The sequence below is a fragment of the Flavobacterium xinjiangense genome, assembly GCF_900142885.1.
GTDB lineage: Bacteria > Bacteroidota > Bacteroidia > Flavobacteriales > Flavobacteriaceae > Flavobacterium > Flavobacterium xinjiangense.
Genome location: NZ_FRCL01000004.1, coordinates 114960 through 137933, shown reverse-complemented (window position 1 = coordinate 137933; position 22974 = coordinate 114960). Strand labels below are relative to the sequence as shown.

At 34.3% G+C, this 22974-nt stretch carries 25 protein-coding genes; 7 read left to right on the top strand and 18 right to left on the bottom strand.

The annotated features are described in order from the left end of the window. Nucleotide 1: 1 nt before the first annotated feature. The 6 genes from BUC23_RS06305 to rsfS all read right to left on the bottom strand — a co-directional run bounded on the left by BUC23_RS06305 (nucleotide 2) and on the right by rsfS (nucleotide 4834). Nucleotides 2-271, bottom strand: a complete 270-nt coding sequence (locus BUC23_RS06305; RefSeq protein WP_073207180.1) for an acyl-CoA-binding protein — start codon at nucleotides 269-271, stop codon at nucleotides 2-4. Then, on the bottom strand, nucleotides 271-924 hold the full coding sequence (locus BUC23_RS06300) for a phosphatidylserine decarboxylase family protein (protein ID WP_073207178.1): 654 nt from the start codon (nucleotides 922-924) through the stop codon (nucleotides 271-273). Before BUC23_RS06300 ends, BUC23_RS06305 begins: the two co-directional genes overlap by 1 nt. Then, nucleotides 914-1804: a phosphatidate cytidylyltransferase gene (locus BUC23_RS06295; protein WP_073207175.1), complete on the bottom strand. Its 891-nt coding sequence runs from the start codon at nucleotides 1802-1804 to the stop codon at nucleotides 914-916. Before BUC23_RS06295 ends, BUC23_RS06300 begins: the two co-directional genes overlap by 11 nt. 1 nt (nucleotide 1805) lies before the next feature. Then, nucleotides 1806-2408 carry an LUD domain-containing protein gene (locus BUC23_RS06290; RefSeq protein ID WP_073207172.1) on the bottom strand — a complete coding sequence of 201 codons (603 nt, stop codon included), beginning with the start codon at nucleotides 2406-2408 and terminating at the stop codon, nucleotides 1806-1808. Between the two features lie 114 nt (nucleotides 2409-2522). Then, nucleotides 2523-4448, bottom strand: coding sequence for an ATP-dependent zinc metalloprotease FtsH (gene ftsH, locus BUC23_RS06285; protein ID WP_073207169.1), 1926 nt, complete (start codon nucleotides 4446-4448; stop codon nucleotides 2523-2525). A 14-nt stretch (nucleotides 4449-4462) separates the two neighbouring features. Continuing rightward, nucleotides 4463-4834: a ribosome silencing factor gene (gene rsfS, locus BUC23_RS06280; protein WP_073207166.1), complete on the bottom strand. Its 372-nt coding sequence runs from the start codon at nucleotides 4832-4834 to the stop codon at nucleotides 4463-4465. A 95-nt stretch (nucleotides 4835-4929) separates the two neighbouring features. Between rsfS and BUC23_RS06275 the strand changes: the two genes are divergently transcribed. Then, entirely contained in the window at nucleotides 4930-5658 is a 729-nt protein-coding gene (locus BUC23_RS06275; RefSeq protein WP_073207163.1) for a biotin--[acetyl-CoA-carboxylase] ligase, read from the top strand. 66 nt (nucleotides 5659-5724) lie between these two features. Here the strand turns inward: BUC23_RS06275 and BUC23_RS06270 are convergent, their stop codons facing one another. Beyond that, nucleotides 5725-6117: an SRPBCC family protein gene (locus BUC23_RS06270; protein ID WP_073207161.1), complete on the bottom strand. Its 393-nt coding sequence runs from the start codon at nucleotides 6115-6117 to the stop codon at nucleotides 5725-5727. Between the two features lie 26 nt (nucleotides 6118-6143). After that, the gene (gene pyrE / locus BUC23_RS06265) at nucleotides 6144-6785 is read right to left on the bottom strand and encodes an orotate phosphoribosyltransferase (RefSeq protein ID WP_073207158.1); all 642 of its coding nucleotides are present in this window, start codon (nucleotides 6783-6785) and stop codon (nucleotides 6144-6146) included. A 7-nt stretch (nucleotides 6786-6792) separates the two neighbouring features. On the opposite strand from pyrE, the gene BUC23_RS06260 reads away from it, so the two are divergent. Then, nucleotides 6793-7395, top strand: coding sequence for an NUDIX hydrolase (locus BUC23_RS06260; protein WP_073207155.1), 603 nt, complete (start codon nucleotides 6793-6795; stop codon nucleotides 7393-7395). Nucleotides 7396-7552: 157 nt separating this feature from the next. Here BUC23_RS06260 and BUC23_RS06255 read toward each other — a convergent pair whose 3' ends face one another. Beyond that, a complete protein-coding gene (locus BUC23_RS06255) occupies nucleotides 7553-9283 on the bottom strand; it encodes a M14 family metallopeptidase (protein ID WP_073207151.1) in 1731 nt (576 codons plus the stop codon). A gap of 126 nt (nucleotides 9284-9409) precedes the next feature. Here BUC23_RS06255 and BUC23_RS06250 point away from each other — a divergent pair, with 126 nt between their 5' ends. Beyond that, complete coding sequence (locus tag BUC23_RS06250; protein ID WP_073207149.1) at nucleotides 9410-10759, top strand: DEAD/DEAH box helicase; 1350 nt, start codon at nucleotides 9410-9412, stop codon at nucleotides 10757-10759. Nucleotides 10760-10902: 143 nt separating this feature from the next. Here BUC23_RS06250 and BUC23_RS06245 read toward each other — a convergent pair whose 3' ends face one another. Beyond that, nucleotides 10903-11481 (bottom strand): PhnA domain-containing protein, encoded by a 579-nt coding sequence (locus BUC23_RS06245; protein WP_073207146.1) that lies wholly within the window; start codon nucleotides 11479-11481, stop codon nucleotides 10903-10905. Nucleotides 11482-11668: 187 nt separating this feature from the next. Here BUC23_RS06245 and BUC23_RS06240 point away from each other — a divergent pair, with 187 nt between their 5' ends. Continuing rightward, nucleotides 11669-12193, top strand: coding sequence for a hypothetical protein (locus BUC23_RS06240; protein WP_139259785.1), 525 nt, complete (start codon nucleotides 11669-11671; stop codon nucleotides 12191-12193). Nucleotides 12194-12340: 147 nt separating this feature from the next. Here the strand turns inward: BUC23_RS06240 and coaD are convergent, their stop codons facing one another. Genes coaD through BUC23_RS06225 form a run of 3 tightly spaced genes read right to left on the bottom strand, consistent with a single transcriptional unit; the run spans nucleotide 12341 to nucleotide 14524 of the window. Continuing rightward, nucleotides 12341-12799 carry a pantetheine-phosphate adenylyltransferase gene (coaD, locus tag BUC23_RS06235; protein WP_073207139.1) on the bottom strand — a complete coding sequence of 153 codons (459 nt, stop codon included), beginning with the start codon at nucleotides 12797-12799 and terminating at the stop codon, nucleotides 12341-12343. 48 nt (nucleotides 12800-12847) lie between these two features. After that, nucleotides 12848-13540, bottom strand: coding sequence for a DUF421 domain-containing protein (locus BUC23_RS06230; protein WP_073207135.1), 693 nt, complete (start codon nucleotides 13538-13540; stop codon nucleotides 12848-12850). A gap of 9 nt (nucleotides 13541-13549) precedes the next feature. Next, nucleotides 13550-14524, bottom strand: a complete 975-nt coding sequence (locus BUC23_RS06225; RefSeq protein WP_073207132.1) for a D-alanine--D-alanine ligase — start codon at nucleotides 14522-14524, stop codon at nucleotides 13550-13552. 210 nt (nucleotides 14525-14734) lie between these two features. Here BUC23_RS06225 and BUC23_RS06220 point away from each other — a divergent pair, with 210 nt between their 5' ends. From BUC23_RS06220 to BUC23_RS06210, 3 genes are all read left to right on the top strand, one after another. Then, on the top strand, nucleotides 14735-15361 hold the full coding sequence (locus BUC23_RS06220) for a PASTA domain-containing protein (protein ID WP_073207129.1): 627 nt from the start codon (nucleotides 14735-14737) through the stop codon (nucleotides 15359-15361). Next, a complete protein-coding gene (locus BUC23_RS06215) occupies nucleotides 15351-16394 on the top strand; it encodes an RluA family pseudouridine synthase (RefSeq protein ID WP_073207126.1) in 1044 nt (347 codons plus the stop codon). The genes BUC23_RS06220 and BUC23_RS06215 overlap by 11 nt, the downstream gene beginning before the upstream one ends. 399 nt (nucleotides 16395-16793) lie before the next feature. After that, a complete protein-coding gene (locus tag BUC23_RS06210) occupies nucleotides 16794-17348 on the top strand; it encodes a C40 family peptidase (protein ID WP_084538307.1) in 555 nt (184 codons plus the stop codon). Nucleotides 17349-17442: 94 nt separating this feature from the next. Here BUC23_RS06210 and BUC23_RS06205 read toward each other — a convergent pair whose 3' ends face one another. The 5 genes from BUC23_RS06205 to BUC23_RS06185 all read right to left on the bottom strand — a co-directional run bounded on the left by BUC23_RS06205 (nucleotide 17443) and on the right by BUC23_RS06185 (nucleotide 22927). Next, nucleotides 17443-18504 carry an alkaline phosphatase D family protein gene (locus BUC23_RS06205; protein WP_073207124.1) on the bottom strand — a complete coding sequence of 354 codons (1062 nt, stop codon included), beginning with the start codon at nucleotides 18502-18504 and terminating at the stop codon, nucleotides 17443-17445. 19 nt (nucleotides 18505-18523) lie between these two features. Further along, the gene (locus BUC23_RS06200; RefSeq protein WP_073207121.1) at nucleotides 18524-18886 is read right to left on the bottom strand and encodes a glyoxalase superfamily protein; all 363 of its coding nucleotides are present in this window, start codon (nucleotides 18884-18886) and stop codon (nucleotides 18524-18526) included. 60 nt (nucleotides 18887-18946) lie between these two features. Continuing rightward, nucleotides 18947-19738, bottom strand: a complete 792-nt coding sequence (locus BUC23_RS06195; RefSeq protein ID WP_073207118.1) for a transglutaminase domain-containing protein — start codon at nucleotides 19736-19738, stop codon at nucleotides 18947-18949. Nucleotides 19739-19965: 227 nt separating this feature from the next. Beyond that, nucleotides 19966-21384 (bottom strand): amidohydrolase family protein, encoded by a 1419-nt coding sequence (locus BUC23_RS06190; protein ID WP_073207115.1) that lies wholly within the window; start codon nucleotides 21382-21384, stop codon nucleotides 19966-19968. A 304-nt stretch (nucleotides 21385-21688) separates the two neighbouring features. Beyond that, nucleotides 21689-22927 (bottom strand): NAD(P)/FAD-dependent oxidoreductase, encoded by a 1239-nt coding sequence (locus BUC23_RS06185; protein WP_073207111.1) that lies wholly within the window; start codon nucleotides 22925-22927, stop codon nucleotides 21689-21691. Between the last annotated feature and the right edge of the window lie 47 nt (nucleotides 22928-22974).

Here is a 22974-nt window from a genome sequence, read left to right as displayed (position 1 = left end):
TTTACTTTTTCAAAAGAGAGTTGATAATTTCTATATACTGTTCCTTGGCTTCATCAGAACTAAGATGGCTAATTTGCATCCATGCATTTGTTTTGAAAGCATCTCTCAGATGATAGTTCGACGCTTGTTTTAAATCCAAAATTCCCAGAGTAGCCTGTTTATAAAAAGCATAAAGTCTCAGTTGAACATCTTGCGGCAAAGATGCCTGAGTCATGTCAGAAGCGATTTCCACCGCTTCTTGAAATCGTGTATCTAAATCTTTTTCGATCATTATCCTTTTGTAGCAATAATTGTTTTTCCGCCAATGGCTTTTTGATTAAGTACTACATTGACAGGAGTCCCAAGAGGTAAAAATATATCTACTCTTGAACCAAATTTAATGAAACCAGCATCAGTTCCCTGAATAACCTGCATTCCTTCTTCGGCGTAATTTACAATTCGCCGCGCTAAAGCACCAGCAATCTGGCGGTATAAAATTGCACCAAATGTATTGTTCTCAATGACTACTGTAGTTCGTTCGTTTTCTTCACTTGCTTTTGGATGCCAAGCCACTAAAAATTTTCCAGGATGATATTTACTGAATTTTACAATTCCGCTAAGAGCATAACGAGTTACATGCACATTTATTGGTGACATAAAAATAGATATTTGCAGACGTTTGTCTTTAAAATATTCTCCTTCAAACACTTCTTCAATAACAACTACTTTGCCATCAACAGGAGCAAGGATTTGATTGTCATTTAGTATTACAGTCCTTTTTGGATTTCTGAAAAATTGCAAAATGATAATTAGCACTAAAAAAGCACTTATCTGAATTAACATTTTAATCCAGTTAGTGTCGATAAATTTATCAGACAATAAAAGTACCGTAGTACTGAAAATAATGCCTAGCAATATAGACGGGGTTCCTTCTTTATGAAACATAGTTTAAGATTTGGTAAAATAAAAATATAATTGGTGCTACAAATATAACACTATCTAATCGATCTAGAATGCCTCCATGACCAGGCATTATACTGCCGCTATCTTTTACGCCAGCAATACGTTTGAATTTTGACTCTATTAAGTCTCCTATTGTACCTACAACTCCAACAATTACAGCGATTGAGGTCCAAATTAAGATAGATCTTTCGCTAAACTGCGGATTGGCTCTGATATAATATTTTGAGATAAGGTAGCCTGCTAAAATTGCAAAAACAATTCCACCTAAGAATCCTTCAACTGTTTTTTTAGGGGATATTTTTTCTAATAATTTAGTGCGACCTATAGATTTCCCTACAATATAAGCAAAGGTATCGTTCGTCCATATTAAAATGAACAATCCAATTATAATTTTGGGATTATAGTCATTTATACCAAAAGAAATTTTAGTAATAAACACAAATGGCAGAATAATGTACCCCAATAAATACAAGTATTTTGACGAAGTGCTTATTTTTTGAATGTTATCATAAAATAAGAAAAGGATACATTTTATGGATACAACCAACGCTACAACTAATAGAACGATGTCTAACTGCTGTATGTTAATTGAAATTTCTAAATCAGTATTGAATAGTTGATTGATAGTATCTGCAGTGATTTTATTGTAATGACTCACTAAAGTTACTGCGCTGTATAAAACTGTTCCGAGCAGAATTGGAAATACTTTGTTTATCTGAACTAAATTGCAAAATTCATAAACAGCTATAATTAGGAAAGCTCCAAATAATATGAAAAAGCTTTCAGTAGAATATAATATAGAGGCTATTAATAATATTATGTATACAGCACCAGATATTGCTCTCTTGAGTGTTTCATTCATCTTACTGGTCTTCTAAAAGCAATAAATAAAGATTTTTTGCTGAACTTCCGTATTGAGTAAAATCTTCCTCTTTTGCTTTTTCGAAATATTTTATTGTAGTAATATTGGTAGGGTAGTCTCTCTCGTATTTCTTTTTTATAGCACTAAGACCATCGCTTTTTGTAGCAAGAATCTGGCTTGTGGTAGCTAAAATTATAATGTTAGCAGGTAATTCGTTTGGTTTGTGTTGTTTTATTTGTTTTGAAGAAAATAAAATAGAACCCTCTTCGGCAATTAAGTTTTCACAACTTGCAAGAAGAAATTTTGGATTTACGGATTTGTCATAAGTAAGTTTATTATCATCAAGAATCTTGAAAAGAGTGGGGTCGTAGCACATTACTGCACTTTCAAACCAGTCATTTTCTTCGAGTATATTTTCAAAATGTTCGCTCACTTCTTCTGAATTTTCACAGTATAAAAATTTACCACCATTTTTTTTAAAATTATAGATAAATTTTTCATCTACAGAGGTAGCATTGTCAGTAAAGGATTTACTAAATTCACTCTCTTTATCTTCGTCAGAGGCTGGATTAATAGAACCAAAAAATTTTCTAAAAAGACTCATATACTTTTAAACTACTTAATTTATTATTTGAAAACGTCCAAAGATAAAAAAATCTTAATTCAAAAGAGGTTTTTGAATTAAGATTTTAAAAATAATTAAATTATATGTGTTTTTCTAAGATACTACTTCTTCTAGATTTTTATCAAAAGTTCTTTTTCCAAAAATTGCTTCTAAATCATCTTTGAATATAACTTCCTTTTCAATTAGAATATTGGCTAGCTGATTTAGCTTATCTTTATTTTCTTCTAAGATTTCAATAGCTCTTTGGTATTGACTTTCAATAAGTAATGAAATTTCTTCATCTATAATTCTAGCCGTTTCTTCAGAATATGGTTTTGAGAAACTGTACTCACTTTGTCCAGTTGAATCATAATAGGTAACATTACCAATTTTTTCATTCAAACCATATATTGTGACCATAGCTCGTGCTTGCTTGGTTACTTTTTCTAAATCGCTTAATGCTCCGGTTGAAATTCTGTTGAAAGTTACTTTTTCAGCAGCTCTTCCACCCATTGTAGCACACATTTCGTCTAGCATTTGATCAGGACGAACAATTAAGCGCTCTTCTGGTAGATACCATGCCGCTCCAAGACTTTGTCCTCTAGGAACAATAGTGACTTTGATTAATGGTGCTGCGTGCTCTAGCATCCAACTTACAGTAGCGTGACCAGCTTCGTGGATCGCAATTGCTTTCTTTTCTTCTGGAGTTACAATTTTATTTTTCTTTTCAAGACCACCAACAATTCTGTCAACAGCATCTAAGAAATCTTGCTTGTCTACGGCTGTTTTATTATTTCTTGCTGCAATCAATGCAGCTTCATTACATACATTAGCAATATCCGCACCTGAAAAACCAGGAGTTTGTTTTGCTAAAAAGTCAGTGTCAAGTCCTTCAATTTTTTTCAAAGGAGCTAAGTGAACTTTGAAAATCTCTGCACGTTCACGAATGTCCGGTAAATCAACGAAAATTTGTCTATCAAAACGACCAGCACGCATCAAGGCTTTGTCAAGAACATCGGCTCTGTTTGTAGCGGCCAAAACAATAACGTTAGAATTAGTACCAAAACCATCCATTTCTGTTAGCAATTGGTTTAATGTATTCTCACGTTCGTCATTTCCGCCTGACATATTACTTTTTCCCCGAGCTCTACCTACAGCATCAATTTCATCAATAAAAATGATTGCTGGTGATTTTTCTTTTGCTTGTTTAAATAAATCACGTACACGGGATGCACCAACTCCTACAAACATTTCAACAAAATCAGAACCTGATAATGAGAAAAAAGGAACTTGTGCTTCACCTGCTACGGCTTTTGCCAATAAAGTTTTACCAGTTCCGGGAGGTCCAACCAATAACGCTCCTTTTGGAATTTTTCCCCCAAGGTTGGTGTATTTTTCAGGATTTTTAAGGAATTCAACAATTTCTTGTATCTCTTCTTTTGCTCCTTCAAGTCCGGCAACATCTTTAAATGTTGTTTTAATATCTGTTTTTTCGTCAAAAAGTTTAGCTTTCGATTTTCCAATATTGAAAATTTGTCCGCCACCGCCACCGCCGCCGCCTGACATTTTTCTCATGATAAAAATCCATACACCAATAATTATAATAATTGGTAATAAGCTTATAAGAATGTCAGTCCAGTTGTTTTTTGGTAGGAAATTAAAGTCTTTTAATTTTCCTTCCGCAACTGCTTTTTCAAGCTTAGTTTGGAATATTTGATCGTTTCCGATATCAAAAGAGTAATGCGGACCTTTATTAGGCCTGTCAAAAACGTCTTTTGCTACTTTTTTATGTACAGCATCTTTTAAAGCTGCTGCGTTAAGATATACCTCGGCTTCTGTTTTATTGTAAACGATAACTTTTTCAATTTGTCCTTTTTCTAAATAGGTGTTAAATTTAGAAGATGTCAATTGTGCGGGTTCCTGTAAGCTAGATCCCCCAGTTATAAAACTTATAAACAGAAAAATTAATAATATTGCAGTGTAAATTAACCAAGGACTTACTTTAAATTTATTCGAATTTGGATTATTATCTTTAGCCATTATAAGTTATTTCTTTAGTATTTGTTTTGGATTGTAGTGATTTTTGCATCACCCCAAAGGCTCTCAATATTGTAATATTCACGGATGTGTTTTTGGAAAACATGTACCACTATGTTAACGTAATCCATCAGTACCCATTCAGCATTATCCGTTCCCTCAACATGCCAAGGCTTGTCTTTCAATTCTTTTGATACTGTTTTTTGAATAGAGTTAACGATCGCGTTAACTTGTGTATTTGAATTACCATTGCAGATGATAAAATAGTCACAAACTGCCGTGTCTATTTCTCTTAAATCAAGAATATCGATATCATTTCCTTTTACCTCTTCAATCCCCTTAATGATGTTTGCCAACAGGTCATCATTATTTATAGTCTTTTTCGCCATGAATTATTTTTAAATAAGTTTGTAAAGTTACCATTTTTTGTGATTATTTTTGAACCTTAACACAATATTAAATTCTGTTTCACAAAATACGTTATATGAAACTAATCAAACTCGATGCCATAGATTCAACAAATGAGTTTCTCAAAGGATTATCGAACAAACAAGAACTTGAAAATCTTACGGTCGTTACAGCTGAGAGTCAAACAAAAGGAAAAGGACAAATGGGTGCCGTATGGGCTTCTGAGACAGGTAAAAACTTAATATTGAGTGTTTTGGTAAAGGACTTTTTATCAGATATTTGTCAGATTTATAATCTCAATATTATAGTCTCGCTTGCGGTAATTGAGGCTCTTGAATACTATAAGATTCCAGATCTTAGTATCAAATGGCCAAACGACATAATGTCATACAATAAAAAAATAGGTGGCATTTTGATTGAAAATAGCATCAAAAGTGACGGAAGTATTATTTCTATTGTCGGTTTAGGCTTAAATGTGAACCAAACTAATTTTGAAAATTTGCCTAAAGCGTCATCAATGGCGGTGATTTGTGACACAAAATATAATAAGGACGACTTGCTATTTACGATTATTGATAAAATTGAATATAATTTAAAATCATGGGAACAACATTCTGAAATGCTATGGTCAGATTATACCAATAAGTTATTTAAAAAAGGAATTCCGATGCCTTTTTCAGATTCGAATAATCAAAAATTTATGGGAATTATTCAAGGCATTTCTTCAATTGGTAAACTCGAAATTCTCTTGGAAGATGATCGTGTTTCTGAATTTGATATTAAAGAAATTCAAATGCTGTATTAAAAAAAAATGTTTAAGATTGAATTTCGATTTCAATCTTAAACATCTTCATTTCAGGTTTTGTATTGACTACAATTTTACCATATTAGTGGCTAAAGTTTCAATAAATTTCCCAATTGGACCTTTTATCATCATTGCCATCATAGGATTAAAATCTCCTTCAAAATCAAGTTTAACATCACTCGAATTATCAGTAATTGCATTAATATTAGCAACTAATGTAAATGGAAGTTTATCACTTGCAGCTCCCAAAACAATTTTGTTTGGTGCTACTTTTTCTTTCATTTTTAATTTTATTTCCGGCATACCTTTCAATCCAAAAATAAAAGCATCGTCACCGATAACTTCAAATTTCGCAATATTTTCAGGCATTAATTTTTCGAAATTTTGGACATTGCTCAATAAATCAAATAATTCTTGTGCTGATTTTTCGACAGTAACTTTTGGACTTTCTAAGTTCATATGTTTTTATAGTATTGAATTTCTATTTAGATGTTCCAAGTTGATGGACTCACGTTCCATTCTCTTAAAGTTTGTTCTTCTTGTTCCGTAATATATTTTTTGGCAACGGCCAAATTCAACAAATTTTGATAATTGCTCAATGTCAATAAATCGATATTGGCATTTTTAAAATTTTGTTCTGCAACATCAAATCCATAAGTGAATATTGCTGCCATCCCTTTTATGTTTGCTCCTGCTGCGCGTAAAGCTTCAACGGCAAGTAAACTGCTATTTCCAGTGCTTATCAAATCCTCTACAACGACTACATTTTGTCCTTTTTGCAAAAAACCTTCCACTTGGTTTAATCGTCCGTGTTTTTTTGCTTCTGGGCGAACATACACAAACGGTAATCCTAAACTCTCTGCAACTAGCATACCAATTCCTATTGCTCCAGTGGCAACACCAGCAATAACATCAGGTTTACCAAATTGTTTTTCAATATTTTTGGCAAATTCATCGCGGACATAATTTCTTATGGCTGGAAATGAGAGGATTAAACGGTTATCGCAATATATTGGCGATTTCCATCCGGAAGCCCATGTAAAAGGATTTCCTGGATTCAATTTAATTGCATTTATTTGCAAAAGCAATTCGGCTGTTTTTTCGGCTGTCTCTTTATTAAAAATCATAGTACAAATGTATAAAGTTTTTGTTAACGACAAACCACTTTTTTTGACAAATCACATCTCTAAAGAGACAGATTTTCAATTATTCTTGTTAGAGAGTATTGACATAGAGCAACTTATAGTGAAAATATTTCAAAATAAAATTCAAAAAGCCTACTTATATCATCCTGATGAAAGGGAGATTATGAAGACTTTGAAAGCTAAAATTCCGGTTACTAAAGCTGGAGGAGGCTTGGTTTACAATAAAAAAGGAGAGGTTTTATTTATTTTTAGAAACGGAAAATGGGATTTACCCAAAGGCGGAATTGAAAAAGGGGAAGAAATTGAAGACACGGCCATGCGTGAAGTAGAGGAAGAAACCGGAGTTAATCTCTTATCCATAAAACACAAACTGCAAAAAACGTATCACGTTTTTAGACGTAATGGAAAATATAAACTGAAAATTACGCATTGGTTCGAAATGCATTCTGATTTTGAAGGCACGCCTCAGGGACAACTGGAAGAAGGAATTGAAAAAGTGGCTTGGTTAAATCCAGATCAAATCCCGGAGGCTTTAAAAAACTCCTATGAAAACATAAAATTATTATTTGAAGAAGAAAAACTCCTGAGATAAGAGTTACGCTCTGGACACCAATAACACTGATTAAACAGTTTTACATTGCTTTGTAAGTAGATATTTAAAGTTAAACACGAATTTCACGAATTATCACAAATTTATTCGTGTGAATTCGTGAAATTCGTGTTTAATTAACGTTCCAAAAGGATTGTTTTTATTGTAAAATACGGTAAATGGGATATTGTAAATGTGCCTTTTCATAATAAACGGAATGCTTGTAAACCCAGTCCAGTTGTTCTTCAGGTTTATTGATAAGCGAACTATCAGTCTGTTTTTGGTGTTCAAATTCGGATTTTAGCGTTGGATTTTCTTCTAGAATTTTCGCCGCAGTATCTTCAAAAACATAGTCGGAATATCCTTCTTTTTGCTGTAGCATCGTATCGAAAAAATTCCAATTAAAAAAAGAATCAATTCCTTCTGGCTCCATAGTTTCTAGCAAGTATTTAATTCCCTTTTGTTGCGTTGGAATAATATAATCCCCTTTGGCGAAAGTTACTTTTTCTATTTTAGAAGTTATTTTTGTATTTCGATGTAAATAATGACCTTCGTAAGCCGATGTTGTTGTTTTGAAATCGGCAATTTTATAACTTTCTATTTCAATTATGGTATCGTTTTTTAGTTGCGTATATGTTATTGTATTACTTTTTAATAAATCGATTACGGGCCAGAACCCTTTGGGAATAATATATGCAGTCGGGATAATTATCTCTTTTACAGATTTGAATTCCTTGATATACGGAATGTCTTTTTTGTATGGTTTTGTTCGGTCATAAAACAAACGGTTTCCTGATGTTACATCACTTTTTTTATAAATGGCTTCGTATCCTAAAAACGGAAAGGTTGTTTTTTTTGTGCTGTCAATTTCCCATTGTAAGGTGTATGATTTTTTGGGTTGGTATTGTTCCTCATTTTTCAAACGCAAGTCTTTGATTTTTTCAAAATTAGCATCCGTATAATCAATGGCAGATCTCATATATTCGTAAGTTACTTTCACGCGATCTGCATATTTTTTCAGCATGTGCGTTTCTACCACAAATCCAATGGTGTTGAATAGGGAAGTATAACCCGTTGCAAATCGTGGGCTTTCAAAAAACTGACCAAAACCTTTGTCTGGCGTATCTGAAAAAGAATTGACATAGGGAGTTATTTCTATTTTCTTTTTTTGCAAGTCTTTGACTAACGCAGGCATCATTTCGGTATTTAGAAAATTACCTAAAATAGTGCCTAATTTATTGTGTTGCGTCATGATATATGTTAGTTTGTATTGGTAATCGGAACCGTTACTGACATGGTTGTCGATAAAAACATCTGCATTTATTTTATGAAAAATTTCTACAAAACTTTTTGTGTTTCGTGTATCTGATTTGATGAAATCTCGATTCAAATCATAGTTTCTGGCGTTGCCGCGAAAACCATATTCTTCAGGGCCATCCTGATTGACTCTTGAAGTGGAATTTCTATTTAAAGCTCCGCCAATGTTATAAATGGGAATACAAACGATGACCGTGTTTTTTGGCGTTTTTATTTTTCCCACAGCCAAATCACGAAACAACTGCATGCTTGCATCAATTCCGTCTGGTTCGCCGGCATGAATTCCGTTATTAACGAGAATCACAGCTTTGTTTTTTTGAATTTCTTTAAAATCAAATTGTTTTTCAGGGTTGAAAGTCACTATGTGCAAACGTTCTCCACTGTCAGTCAGGCCCATTTCCTGCATTTTTATGGTAGGGAAATCATTGGCCAAAAGTTTGTAATACGCGATTGTTTCTTGATAGGTGGCCGATTGGTTTCCGTTTCCTTTTTCGAAAAAAGTATCGTATTTATTGGTGTTTTGTGCAAATAGGGAAATGGTAAGAAACAATAATGGAATAGTGAAAAATCTCATAGCTAAGTTTTAAAAAACGGAAACCAAATATACTATATTTTCGATGACTCTGTAAATACCAATTTCAAAAAAAATAATAGTAAAAATGAGAATTCATAACTCAAAATTATAAATTACCTTTGCAAAATGAATAAGAAACACCATTCCAACAATATACTTTTGAATTTAGGTATTGAAAGCCTAAACGAAATGCAGGAAGTAGCCCAAGATGCTATCTTGAATGATAATAATGTTTTATTGCTTTCGCCAACAGGTTCTGGTAAAACTCTGGCCTTTTTATTGCCTATTTTAGAAATGTTACAGCCGGAATTCCAATCGGTTCAGTGTCTGATTTTAGTTCCATCTCGTGAATTAGGATTGCAGATTGAACAAGTATGGAAAAAAATGGGAACTGATTATAAAGTCAATGTGTGCTACGGCGGACATTCCATTGATACTGAAATAAAGAATTTAAGCAATCCACCAGCTGTTTTAATAGGAACGCCAGGAAGAATTGCAGATCATATTGACAGAGGAACTTTCCGTACGGATAAAATACAAACGTTGATTCTGGATGAATTTGATAAATCATTGCAATTGGGTTTCCATGAGCAAATGTCTTTTATCATTGGGAAATTAACGAAATTGAATAAACGAGTTTTGGTTTCAGCAACTTCTGATATTGAGATTCCAAGATATACCAGAGTGGTAAATCCAACAATTTTGGACTTTATTCCAGAAAACGTGGAAGAATCGAACCTGTCCATGAAAATGGTCGTTTCGAAAGAAAAAGACAAAATAGGAAGTTTGTTCAACTTGATTTGTTCTTTGAAATCACAATCGGCTATTGTTTTTTGTAATCATCGTGATGCTGCTGAACGCATCAGTGATACTTTGAACGAAAAAGGCATTTATTCTACCTACTATCATGGCGGAATGGATCAGGACGAAAGAGAGCGGGCGCTAATCCAATTTCGTAATGGAAGTGTTAGTTATTTAATCACAACAGATTTAGCGGCTCGTGGACTTGATATCCCTGAAATGAATCATGTAATTCATTATCATTTGCCATCAAAAGAAGACGAATTTACGCATAGAAACGGTAGAACGGCGCGTATGCTTGCTTCTGGAACCGCTTACATCATTGCTCACGAAAGCGAGAAAAAGATGGACTATATTGATTATGGTATGGAAGCTTTGAAAGTGGAAAATTCTACATCATTGCCAAAACCGCCAGAATTTCAGACTATTTACATCAGCGGCGGAAAGAAAAATAAACTGAATAAAATTGATATTGTAGGTTTCTTTTCTCAAAAAGGAAAACTGGAAAAAGGAGATTTAGGATTAATCGAAGTAAAAGATTTTATCTCTTTTGCTGCCGTGAAATTCAACAAAGTGAAAGACTTGCTTCATGCCATTAAAGATGAAAAAATGAAAGGCAAGAAGTTCAAAATTGAAGTGGCTCGAAAAGTGGTTAAAAAGGAAGAAGACATTTAATAAAGTTTTTAGTGCTCAGTAAAAAAAACATTATGCCAATAAAAAATCGTTAACAGTAAATTTGATTTACTGTTAACGATTTTTTATTATAAATAAGTCACTGATCACTTATCCCGAAATATCGGGACTGCAAACTAATTTGACTATGTTTTTTTGACGTATTGTGTAATAATTACAATAGTCTGACCATCTACTTTTCCTTCTATATATTCAGCGTTTTCATGATCTAAACGAATGTTACGAACTGCTGTACCTTGTTTGGCAACCATGCTCGATCCTTTTACCTTCAAATCTTTGATTAAAACTACTGAATCACCATGCTCCAAAATTACTCCGTTGCTATCGCGGTGTATAATTTTATTTTCATCATCTTCTCCTTCACCAGTTGCCTGAGCCCATGCTAAAGTATCTTCGTCAAAATACATTTGCTCCAACAACTCTTGCGGCCATCCATTTTTACGTAATCGGCTTAACATTCTCCAAGAAACGACCTGTACCGGAATATGTTCGCTCCACATGCTGTCGTTTAGACATCTCCAGTGGTTTAAATCTTCATGCCCTGCATTTTCTATTTGATCAATACAAGTACTGCAAGACATGATGCTTTCATCGAGTCCACCTTTTTTTGTGGGAAGCACCTCATAAACTTTTAGGTTTTCCGTTGCGCCACAAAGTTCACATTTTGATCCGCTGCGTTTATTTAATTCTCTTTCTACACTCATGATTAAAGGCTTTTATTTTTGGTGAAAGTAATGCTAAATAATGTTTTTTACAACAATTATAATTTATATATAAAACCTTGTTAAATATCATAAAGAACTGAAATAGAGCACTTTATTTGGTAAATTTGCTTTTTGGTGAATTATTATATTTATATTTAATCTTTTTAATAATTAAAAGGATAACATTGTGAAAAACAGAACATTACTATTCGCGAGTTTCATTTTTATGATTTTCGGATCTTGTGATTCATCTTCAATTGATGAGTCTGAACTAGCTGCTGCTTCTTTAAGTACAAATGCAAAAAGTATAAAAGCCAAACCGGTGGAAAGGGATGTTTCCAATTCAGTTGTTGCTACTGACACTCCAACTGGATCGACATTCGTAGGCACAATGACACATCTTGGAAAAATTCATGGTGTTGTTACAGCCACCGCTCTTGTAGATAATGGTGACGGCACTGTTAATTTTGCATCCAATGATGTTCTCGTTGCTGCAAATCGAGATGAATTATATACACAAACAAATGTTTTTTTAACCTTTAGTTCGGCATTAGAAGCGACCTATGTTGGAGGTTTTACTGTAGCAGGAGGCACAGGAAGATTTGTTGGAGCAACAGGATATTTATCTATTGCTAATGGCGCATATAGTATCAATGGAGATACGGGAATCGGCACGTCTACGCATAATGCTGTTGGAAAAATCACGTATTAATTTAGGGATTTGGCTTTATGTAAATTTCAAAAAGTTTGGGATGCAAAAGTTTTGTGATATAACAATACTTATACATCCCAAACTTTTTTGAATGTAGTGAATAAATAAAATTGAATTAAAGTTCATTTTACAAATTTATTCGGACTACTATTTTTTTACTCTTACGGCATCGGGAACCAGCATTTCGTATTGTCCGCCATTGCGAATAACGTCTCGTACAATACTGGAACTGATATAGGAAGTCCTGGCTGCAGTCAATAAAAAGACGGTTTCTATTTTTGACAAACGGCGATTGGTATGCGCAATAGCTTTTTCAAATTCGAAATCGGCGGGATTACGCAAACCACGAAGTATGAAATCTGCTTTTATTCTATGACACAAATCGATCGTCAAACCTTCATAGGTAATCACCGAAACTTTTGGTTCGTTTTTGAAGGTCTCTTCAATGAAACGTTTTCTTTCTTCGAGTGAAAACATGTATTTTTTTTCGGCATTGATTCCAATGGCAATTACGATTTCATCAAATAGCGGAATACTTCTTTTTATGATGTCTTCATGACCTAATGTGATTGGATCGAATGATCCGGGAAATATGGCTTTTCTCATTTTATAAGATATAATTACATCAAACTGATGCTTTATTCAAATGTTTAATTACGTTTTTCGGAGTGTTTTTATGGCTTCTACCCATTCTAATTTTTCACAAACGCTGCATTCAGCATTTCCAGGTTTATGGCTTTCCGTATTTCCGCAAAAGGTGCAGGAATAAATACCTTCAACAGGTATAGTATTACTTTTTAGTTTAAATAAAAAAGGAAGAATTGGCAATCCTGGTTTCACTTCATTATCTTCATAATAGAAAACGCTGATTTCACCACTGGTTTCCATGAAAGCATTTTTTACCTGACCTAAATGTTCCACTGATTTCAAGCGAAGTTCCGAAAAGAATTCATCTTGTGCCAAACTTTCCTTCTTGAAAGTAGCAATTGAAAATTTCCCTTCATTGATTATGCATTCTGTTTTTCCTTCAATGAACTCTTCAAATTTTTTGCTTTTTCCGGTTAACCAGGTTACTAATCGATATAAAAGTATAATAACCAGAAATACGGTTATGGGCGGAATTATTCCAACTTCCTCATAAAACATGGGATCTCCAGCTGCTGAACCTAAAGCGATAATAATCACCGTTTCAAAAACGGATAATTGCTTGACACCCCGTTTGCCTGCTACTTTTAATGTCAAAAGTAGAACGGTGAACATTATGGTGGAACGGAAAATGACTTCTAAAAGAAAGGATTCTGGTAAATCATTGTATAATAATCGGTTCCATTCAAAGATTTCTGTCATATTGGAAATTTAGTTATTTAAAGCCAAATCTATCGCATTAGAAAACAAATCTTCCAATGAAATTCCTGCCGCCTTTGCTTGTTGGGGAATCAAACTTTCAGTAGTTAATCCAGGAATGGTGTTCATTTCCAACATGTGTGGTTCGTTATTTACAATTATGAACTCACTTCTGGAGAAGCCTTTCATTTTTAGTACTTCGTACGCGCGTTTGGCTATTTCGCTCACTTTTTGGGTCATTTCATCCGAGATTCTCGCAGGTGTGATTTCCTGTGATTTCCCCAAATATTTGGCTTCATAATCGAAGAAATCATTGTCGGAAACTATTTCGGTTATTGGTAAAACGGTTATGGTTCCTTTGTAATTAATGACACCAACGGAAACTTCTGTACCATCAAGGAAGCTTTCTATGATGATTTCGTTGTCTTCTTTGTAAGCGACTTCTATGGCGATTGGCAATTCGGCGGCCGTTTTCACTTTTGAAATTCCGAAGCTTGAACCAGCTTTATTTGGTTTTACAAAACAAGGCAAACCTACTTTTCCTACAATTTCTTCGATATTGATTTTATCGCCTTTATTTAAATAATAGGAAATAGCTGTTTTGATTCCGTATGGTTTTAATACGGATAATAAATCACGTTTGTTGAAGGTTAATGCGGCTTGGTAATAATCACAAGACGATTGCGGAACATTCAGCAATTCGAAATAAGCCTGCATCAATCCGTCTTCGCCCGGAGTACCGTGAATGGCATTAAAAACGCAGTCGAAAGTGATTTTTGCTCCGTCTACTGTTACTGAAAAATCATTTTTATCAATAGGAAATTCGGTTTCATTAGCATCGACGTAGACCCATTTTTCTTTAAAAATATGGATTCGGAATCCGTTGAATTTATTTTTGTCCAGAAACTGATACACGACGTTTCCGCTAATTAGTGAGATTTTGTACTCGCTGGAATAGCCGCCCATGATAATTGCAATGTTTTTCATTTTATAAATTATATGTTGTAATAACGATTTGTTTTTAGCCCCGATAGCAGCGGCATCCTTTTTCTGGTTTCGTCTCGTCCCAAAAGACGAGACGAAACCAGAAAAAGATATAGCGTATAGCGGGAAATAGCTCCTAATAAGCATTAAACAAAATTATCATTTTTTTTGGAACGAAATAGGTTTATCTTTGCCGCATATAAAAATAAATTTATGAGTTTACGTAAGTATCTTACTAGCCGTGTATTTTTTCTACAATTATTATCAGCTTTTGCTATTATTGCCGTTTTGGGCTATTTGTTTATGCATTGGTTAACATTTACTACTGATCATGGTCATGAAATTATGGTGCCAGATTTGAGAAAATTGACCGTGGAACAAGTAGAGGAGAAGCTGGATGAGCTGGATTTAGACTATGTGCTTTTGGATAGTGTAGATTTTAGAAGTGAATTTCCTAAGTTTAGTGTGGTAGAGCAAGATCCTTTGCCTGGAGCTAAAGTAAAAGTGGGCAGGAAAGTATATATTAAAATCAATGCGTCAGGGTTTTCATCAGTGAAAATTCCCGATTTAATTGAGAAAACGTACCGTGAAGCGGTTCCAACATTGAAAGCTTTGGGACTGGAAGAAGGGACGATTACTTACATTCCAAATCTAGGAAAAGATATGGTTCTTGAAATGCGTTATAAAGGAAGAAACTTGAAAGTAGGGGACCGAGTACTGAAATCATCCAAAATTGATTTGGTTTTAGGAGACGGAAAAGCGAGTTATGTAGATGAAAGTGTAGTAGTAGATAGTGTAGCAATACCAGTAGAAGAACAAGTACCAGCAAATGAACAATAATATAGAAACAATAGATTTAGAAGAGGAGTTATTTGAGCATTTCAGATTTGAAGTTCCTAAGGGCCAAGCGTCTTTGCGAATTGATAAATATTTGATGAGTTTGATACAAAATGCGACGAGGAATAAAATACAAACAGCTGCCACTGAAGGAAATATTTTTGTAAATGACGTTATTGTGAGGTCTAATTACAAAGTAAAAGCCAATGATGTGGTGCGCGTAATGTTATCGCATCCACCGTTTGAAAATCATATCATTCCGGAGAATATCCCGCTTGATATTGTTTATGAAGACGATGCGTTGTTATTGATAAACAAAGAACCAGGAATGGTGGTTCATCCCGGGCATGGTAATTATACAGGGACTTTAGTGCATGCTTTGGCGTATCATTTTGATAATTTGCCAATGAACAGCAGCGAACGTCCAGGACTCGTTCATAGAATTGACAAAGACACTTCGGGTTTACTGGTTATTGCCAAAACCGAAGCGGCGATGACGCATCTTGCCAAACAATTTGAAGCCAAGACTTCTGAAAGGGAATATATCGCTTTGGTTTGGGGAAATGTAATTGCTGATCAAGGTACGATTGAAGGAAATGTGGCGCGCCACGTAAAAGACCGTATGCAAATGGCGGTTTTTGCTGATCCCGAAATAGGAAAACCTGCTGTGACACATTATAAAGTGTTGGAGCGTTTTGGTTATGTGACTTTGATTTCATGCCAACTGGAAACCGGTAGAACGCATCAAATCCGTGTTCACTTAAAACATATTGGTCACACTTTATTTAATGACGAGCGTTATGGTGGACACTTGATTTTGAAAGGGACTACGTTTACCAAATACAAACAGTTTATAGAAAATTGCTTCAAAGCATTACCAAGACAGGCATTGCACGCCAAAACTTTGGGATTTGTGCATCCTACTACTGGAGAAATGATGCGTTTTGATACGGAACTTCCGCAGGATTTCCAGGATTGTATCGAGAAATGGCGAGGGTATTCAAAATCCCATAGCACGGAAGAAGAAGAAAGTTAAAATATAAAATTCGCTTTATGTTGTGCCGTCTGGTCACAAGTTTAAAATAGGACACAGATAACACTGATTAAGCAGATTTACACTGATTTTAAAAAGTTAAACATGAATTTCACTAATTTCCACAAATTAATTTGTGGAAATTAGTGAAATTAGTGTTTAATATCTTATCCAATTTTTTGTGTCCATACGATTGTCAGATTGGGAAGTTTGGTTTCTTGGTATGTTTATTGTATATCTTTGAGAATATGTGCTTTTTAGATTCCAGTGTCCTTAAATCATATAAAATAGCTAGATTTGTATGGAGTAAGTAAGTGAGCATCTTACTTTTTTAATTATGAAATACTGAAAGTAGCTGCATGCATTTTATAACGTAAAGTATGTTAATTTAATTCTACTATTATGACATTTAAAAAGATAAATTTATTAAAACCTGCTGCTTTCACTGTTTTATACCTTCTTATTTTATGCGGCTTTGCGTATGGTTCGTCGAGAGCTTCTACCTTTTTACCACATGGGAATGTAACTAAAGTCAAAAACACAGTGATAATTCCAACTGAAAGTGATGTGTACTTGGGAGATAAGATTGTGAGCTTTGGAATGAGTTTATTAGGGACGCCTTATGTTGCAGCCGGCTCCAGCAAGAAAGGATTTGACTGTTCAGGATTTGTTTACTTTGTTTTTAATCATTTTAAAATTCAGGTACCGCGAAGCTCTTCAGAATTTAAGAATTTTGGAAAAGAAATCCCGATCGGCAGTGTGAAAAAAGGTGATATTCTATTGTTTATGAGTCCTACCAGAAACGTTATTGGCCATTTGGGTATAGTGACAAATCCAAAAGGAATGGAAAGTGATTTTATACACTCCTCCTCAGGTCGTGAAATGAAAGTGGTTATTACAAGTCTAAAAAAACTGGGCTATACTCGTAGATTTGTAAAAGCAATACGTGTTTTGTAAAGAAATAGTGCTTAAGATTGAGATTTGGATGTTGATTTTTGCATAAAGCAAATAGTTCTAGACTACTGCCAAATAATGAGGTTTCACAAAAAAACTACTTCTTAAAAGTAATTTCATCCAATCCAATCGTGTATTCCGCTCGTTGATTGTTATTTACATCCCAAATCTCCATTTTTATCTCTGGGATTTTCTTTTTCCAGTCTATCGTTACTAAGCCAAAATGGTTTTCCATGACAGGACCTTCAATCCTGTTTTTGTTGGGTGTCGCAAAATGCCAGGTCGAGGAAAGTCCGCTGGAAGTGAAATCGTAAATAGGATAGAGTCCAGGCTCGGTAAGTTTAGAGATTTCGGCATAATGCACGTCTCCGCTTAAAAACAAAACGCCGCTTGCTTTCGTTTTTTTGATTAAATCTAAGAACCTTTTTTGCTCCAGCGGAAAATTAGCCCAGCCTTCATAGCCGTTGTATTCAATCCCAAACTGCGAACCCGAGCCAATCAGCCGTATATCAGCAGGTTTCTTTAATTCGTCTTCCAGCCATTTCCATTGCGTCGCTCCTAAATACGTGGAGTCCGGATTCTGTTGTGGGGCATAATCCAAGCTGTAAAAATACCTTTTGTCATCAGCGACTTCACCGTTGTATTTCTTGTAATTATCTCTGAAAGTGCGGTTGTCTAGCAAGATAATCTGCACTTTTTTTCCTTTGTTTTCATACATATAGGAAGTGTAAACACCTTCGTGTTTTCGTCTTTTTGAATTTTCAGGTTCATTAAAAAACTTCAGGAAAATTTCTTTAGAAGCTTCTTTTTTAGGATAATGCCTGCCAGCATCATTTTGTCCGTAATCGTGGTCGTCCCAAGTGGCAATTATGGGCACATTATTTTTCAAATTTTGAAATGTAGGTTTAGCTGCCATTCTATCGTATTTGGATTGCAAAGTATTCATATTTTCCGTGTCTCCGTATATGTTGTCGCCAAGGAACACGAACAAATCCGGTTTGTGCTTTACCACAATATCAAAAATTGGTAAACGATCACTTTGATTGGCGCAAGATCCAAAAGCTATTTTTGAAATATTCTTTTGGGCATGACCATTGAATGAAAGTAGAGATAAAACCAATAAAAGGAATTGTATTTTAAGAGAATTATTTTGAATCATTTTGTGTGTTTTTGTATTTTTATATTTCCTCGGTAAAAGTCAATCTATTCCCAAAAGGATCAATGGCTTCCATACAAATTGCATTTGGACTCCAAGAAGCTTTGTCTAAACTAGGTCTGTTGAATTTGTAGTTTTTGGCGAGTAGTTTTTCGTGATAGGTTGCAAGGCTGCTGAAGTTTGTAATATGAATACGTGCGCCAGGACTGCAATCGCCGTGATGTTCTGTTAAATGAATAACGATACCATCAAGAGATATTTGCAAATAAATAGGAGAGTTGTCTGGTTTGTTTTCCCAGTCAATTGTAAAACCAAGCCAATCGATATAAAATGCTTTGGCTTTTTCGTAATCAAAAATTCTAAAAATAGGTCTCGCCATTGCCATGAGTAATTGTAAATAAATACGTATTCCAAATATAATCAAATTAATGATTCAGGAATCTATTTAATTGTATTTTGGAAACTCATAAGCGTAACTATTTCCGGTAAGATATACTAAACCATGAATAATTGACTCCGGAAGAAATCCAAGTTTGTCTAAATAATAGTCATAGGTTTTGTTTCGATAGTTTGTTATTATAAAAGGAGAGGATTTTGAAATGAGATATAGGTCATTTATGTTTTCTTTGTCTATTGTGAAATTTTTGTTGAATTTGGAATAATAGATTTCTTTATTTTCTTGTTTTAAGTGAATTAATTCACAAACGGATAAGGGCAGTTTTGGACTGATGTGATAAAAAAAAATAGATTTGGATACATCAATAATAATCCACTTTTGAAATTCTTTACAATACACTTCGTTGAAAGAATGGCCACCTAAAAGCCTTGGTTTTCCGGTATTAATTTTTAGTCCCCATTCTTTCACTTTTAAATCATTTATGACGCAGAAGTTATTAAAAATTTGAGAGAAATCACTACAAACTCCTCCTTCGCCTTTAATCATTTTACGTAACGCAGTTTCAGAAGATTTACCCAGCCCAGGTCCTCCTTTAATATTATTTCGCAGCCATTTTGCTATTTTTTTTACCTTTTCGATATCGCTTAATGGAGCTTTCTTTTTGGCTAAAATGATATTGTTTAGTTGATAATAAATAGCGGGAATATCCTTTTTCTTATTTAATCCATTATAGCAAAAACTATCAGCGCGATCACTCGAGACGTTCTTAGATATTAATTTAAATCGGATTTTAAATAATACTGGATGTCTTCGTAAATACCAAAGTAAAGCTCTACTCATCTTCAATAATTTATCTTGTTAGTAAACAATTAAAACTTCGAAATTCTAAATTATTGGGATTTATTATGAAATGTAACTATCAAGTAGTTAAGTAGGTAGTGTCAAATATAATAAATTAAAAGTTTTAAAAAACGAAATTTTATTTTATTTTAATATTGAATGGAAAATAAAATAAGCCCCGAGTTGGGGCTTATTAGTGCATTTGTAAAAAAATTATCGTAAAATAATTATTCTTTTGGAAAATGAGATTCGAAAGTTTTAAATCTAGAATCTAAATTTTTTAGTAACTCTTTCTTTACTGAATTCTCTTGAATGAAACTGTAATTGATGCTATTGTAAACAAATTGTTTGATATCCGCATAAGTGATGTTTTTGTATCTTTTAGCTAAAAGAACATACTGCTCAGTCATATTGGTTCGTAGTATTCCCGCATCATCGGTACTAATCACTATTGGAACTCCAAATTCTTTATACAAGGTTAAAGGATGACGGTTTTCTTTAACCTTTAAAATGAACTCATTGCTCACTAAGTTTATTTCAATTGGGATGTCTTTTTTAGCCATATATCGCATTAAATCATACGAATCTTTCTCGTAGGCCATATCAACGCCATGACCGATTCGATTAGCTCCGGCAATATGTACAGCAGCATTTATATGCCAAGTCAGGTCTTCCGGTTGCACTAGTCCCAAAGTAAGCTCACCGGCGTGTAGCGTGTATTTCACATCTGGAAAATGAGAATGACAGTACTTAAACATAACCATGTGCAGCCAGTAATCTTTCATGGAGGTTTCACCATCTTCAGGAGAAACGATATTTACGCCAGCCATAAGCGGACTGCTATCCGCCGATATAAAGGCAATCACCAGATTTTTAAATAAATCTACGGGTTCCATAAAACGCAACACAAAATTTTGATAGCGCATCGTGAAACGGGAATCATCAATTTTAAGGTCGTTGTGAAGTTTGGTTACAAAATTAGTATTGAAATCGGCAGCATATGATTTGGCATTCTTTTGCTGAAATGCATTGTAAACGGAATCCAAAGACTGCATAATCCCTTTTTCGTCTTTTCCCTTCGCCAATTGTCGCAATCGCGCATTGAATTTTGTCAAATCAGCCGTATTCATAGAACAAGGAATCGTAGATAATTGGGTTTCAATATAACTTACATTTTCTGTAATGGCTCTATTTTTCAGTTCCAATAATCCTTGCCCAAAATTGCCTTTTATTGCTGGCTCAAACTTCATAAAAGATTCAAAAAACAATTTGTCCGATGGATAATCAACATGATTATAGTCTTTAACAGACCATTTTTGCATGATTTTTTGTTTGTAAACGTCTAACGTTCCATTACTTTTTAAGGTTGAAAATTGTTCCCAGTTTCCAGTTGATGGTTTTTCCTTTAAAACATCCATCGTTTCGATGTTGAGATAAAAATTATCAGCAATGGCATGCGCCAATAAAGGTTCAGCGTAAATTGATCCGGAATAATGGTGGTGCAAATCGCCTCCTTTTGGCATTTGAGAAAAGAAAGCGGTCAAAGCCGCTTCATTGTCTCTAATCTTTTCAAAATAGGTATTGGTGGATTGTGAATAACCAACATTTAATAAGATGGAAAGAAAAAAGGTGATAAATAATTTCATAGAATATTTTTTATTGAAGGAATTGTTCGTGATGACCAAATTGGTTTGTTATTTTTTTTGTGAATTTAAAAATATTAAAATTGCGCAAAGATGAATATTTTTGATTGAATTTAAAAATTTAGTGCAAAAACTCTTATTTTTTTAAACATCAGCATTAATTTTTGCCAAATTACGGAGTGATTAAAAAAATATTTCTCCAGCCCGTGCGAAAAATCAAGCATTCCATTTTTCGAATGTTTCTTCTACTTAAAATCTGTACCAAAATTGGAATATAAGTGCATTTGCGTTTAAAGAAGCCTAAGAATTACAATTTCATGGTTTCCGCAGCTAATCGCCCGGTTTTTAAAGCCGCATTTATAGAACCATTGAGCAAGTGGTCTCCACAAATAAATAGAGAATCAGAGATTTTTATTTCAGAAGCATTAATTTCATTCTTTACACTTTCCTGACTTGGCAAAGCATATTCAATGCGATACGCCTTGAGCATTTTCCACGAAGTTACTTTTTCGCCGTACCATTTCTTCAATTCTTGTTTCATGTTTTCGGCCAAAGTAGCATCATCAACAGTTGGGATTCCATTATAGGAAACGGAAATAAGTACTTTCCCTTTTGGAGCATAAGCTTTAGAAACATTAGACATCACAGTCAAATTATTTACCCATTTCTTTGTGATCGAAGCATTCAAAATAACAACTGCTTTTTTAGTTGGCGCTTCATTGGCTTCAAAATAAATATTCGTAACCTGATGCGAATTCATTTTTTGTTTCGGAAAGAATTTCTGGGTAAGATTATTTGCTGTCGTAGCCAAAAGGATTTGGTTTGCTTCTAAAACGGTTCCATCTGCAGTGGTTACTTTATTTCCGTCAATTGCGGTCACTTTTGTATTGTATTGAAAACTGTCTTCGGGAAGCATGGCGACTAATTGTTTTGGTATTTCTTCCATTCCTAAAGCAGGAACAGCCACATCACCATCCGAAAACATCTTCATTACAAAATCGAACATTCTTCGAGAAGTGCTTAACTCATTTTCCAGAAAAATACCCGAAAGGAACGGAGCATAAAAACGCTGAATCATTTTTGGACTAAAACCATAATCAGCCAGTTGCTTTCGGGTAGTTTGCTCCGGTTGTTCGAAAATTTCCTTAATAGTCAATTTTTGTAATTTGTTTTTTAACCAAAGCGTGTTGAGTTTGTCTTTCAACGTACCAACGGGAGCAAAAAGAGTTGCAAACGCAGCCGAAGGTCTTCGGAAAGGATCAGCAATTTCAAAACGGCCTCCGTCATAGAGAACGGTTGCTCCCGGTAACATTTTTTGTAGTTTTAAATCTCTATAATTGAGTAATGCTTGAGTTTCAGGATACGCGGTCAAAAGGACCTGAAACCCTCTATCGAGAAGGAAACCTTCATGGGAATCAGTTTTTATTCTTCCCCCGGCACGTTCACTTGCTTCTAATACTAATACCTTTCTACCTTGACGATGCAAATAAACTGCAGCTGATAATCCGGCGAGTCCCGCTCCAACAATAATTACATCTTGTTTCATGTTTTCTGAAATGTTTTATACAAAAATAAGGCAAATAGACTTTAAAA

Coding starts and splice junctions, on each gene's coding strand:
- BUC23_RS06305 (WP_073207180.1), bottom strand. CDS start 271: ATGATCGAAAAAGATTTAGATACACGATTTCAAGAAGCGGTGGAAATC.
- BUC23_RS06300 (WP_073207178.1), bottom strand. CDS start 924: ATGTTTCATAAAGAAGGAACCCCGTCTATATTGCTAGGCATTATTTTC.
- BUC23_RS06295 (WP_073207175.1), bottom strand. CDS start 1,804: ATGAATGAAACACTCAAGAGAGCAATATCTGGTGCTGTATACATAATA.
- BUC23_RS06290 (WP_073207172.1), bottom strand. CDS start 2,408: ATGAGTCTTTTTAGAAAATTTTTTGGTTCTATTAATCCAGCCTCTGAC.
- ftsH (WP_073207169.1), bottom strand. CDS start 4,448: ATGGCTAAAGATAATAATCCAAATTCGAATAAATTTAAAGTAAGTCCT.
- rsfS (WP_073207166.1), bottom strand. CDS start 4,834: ATGGCGAAAAAGACTATAAATAATGATGACCTGTTGGCAAACATCATT.
- BUC23_RS06275 (WP_073207163.1), top strand. CDS start 4,930: ATGAAACTAATCAAACTCGATGCCATAGATTCAACAAATGAGTTTCTC.
- BUC23_RS06270 (WP_073207161.1), bottom strand. CDS start 6,117: ATGAACTTAGAAAGTCCAAAAGTTACTGTCGAAAAATCAGCACAAGAA.
- pyrE (WP_073207158.1), bottom strand. CDS start 6,785: ATGATTTTTAATAAAGAGACAGCCGAAAAAACAGCCGAATTGCTTTTG.
- BUC23_RS06260 (WP_073207155.1), top strand. CDS start 6,793: ATGTATAAAGTTTTTGTTAACGACAAACCACTTTTTTTGACAAATCAC.
- BUC23_RS06255 (WP_073207151.1), bottom strand. CDS start 9,283: ATGAGATTTTTCACTATTCCATTATTGTTTCTTACCATTTCCCTATTT.
- BUC23_RS06250 (WP_073207149.1), top strand. CDS start 9,410: ATGAATAAGAAACACCATTCCAACAATATACTTTTGAATTTAGGTATT.
- BUC23_RS06245 (WP_073207146.1), bottom strand. CDS start 11,481: ATGAGTGTAGAAAGAGAATTAAATAAACGCAGCGGATCAAAATGTGAA.
- coaD (WP_073207139.1), bottom strand. CDS start 12,799: ATGAGAAAAGCCATATTTCCCGGATCATTCGATCCAATCACATTAGGT.
- BUC23_RS06230 (WP_073207135.1), bottom strand. CDS start 13,540: ATGACAGAAATCTTTGAATGGAACCGATTATTATACAATGATTTACCA.
- BUC23_RS06225 (WP_073207132.1), bottom strand. CDS start 14,524: ATGAAAAACATTGCAATTATCATGGGCGGCTATTCCAGCGAGTACAAA.
- BUC23_RS06220 (WP_073207129.1), top strand. CDS start 14,735: ATGAGTTTACGTAAGTATCTTACTAGCCGTGTATTTTTTCTACAATTA.
- BUC23_RS06215 (WP_073207126.1), top strand. CDS start 15,351: ATGAACAATAATATAGAAACAATAGATTTAGAAGAGGAGTTATTTGAG.
- BUC23_RS06210 (WP_084538307.1), top strand. CDS start 16,794: ATGACATTTAAAAAGATAAATTTATTAAAACCTGCTGCTTTCACTGTT.
- BUC23_RS06205 (WP_073207124.1), bottom strand. CDS start 18,504: ATGATTCAAAATAATTCTCTTAAAATACAATTCCTTTTATTGGTTTTA.
- BUC23_RS06200 (WP_073207121.1), bottom strand. CDS start 18,886: ATGGCAATGGCGAGACCTATTTTTAGAATTTTTGATTACGAAAAAGCC.
- BUC23_RS06195 (WP_073207118.1), bottom strand. CDS start 19,738: ATGAGTAGAGCTTTACTTTGGTATTTACGAAGACATCCAGTATTATTT.
- BUC23_RS06190 (WP_073207115.1), bottom strand. CDS start 21,384: ATGAAATTATTTATCACCTTTTTTCTTTCCATCTTATTAAATGTTGGT.
- BUC23_RS06185 (WP_073207111.1), bottom strand. CDS start 22,927: ATGAAACAAGATGTAATTATTGTTGGAGCGGGACTCGCCGGATTATCA.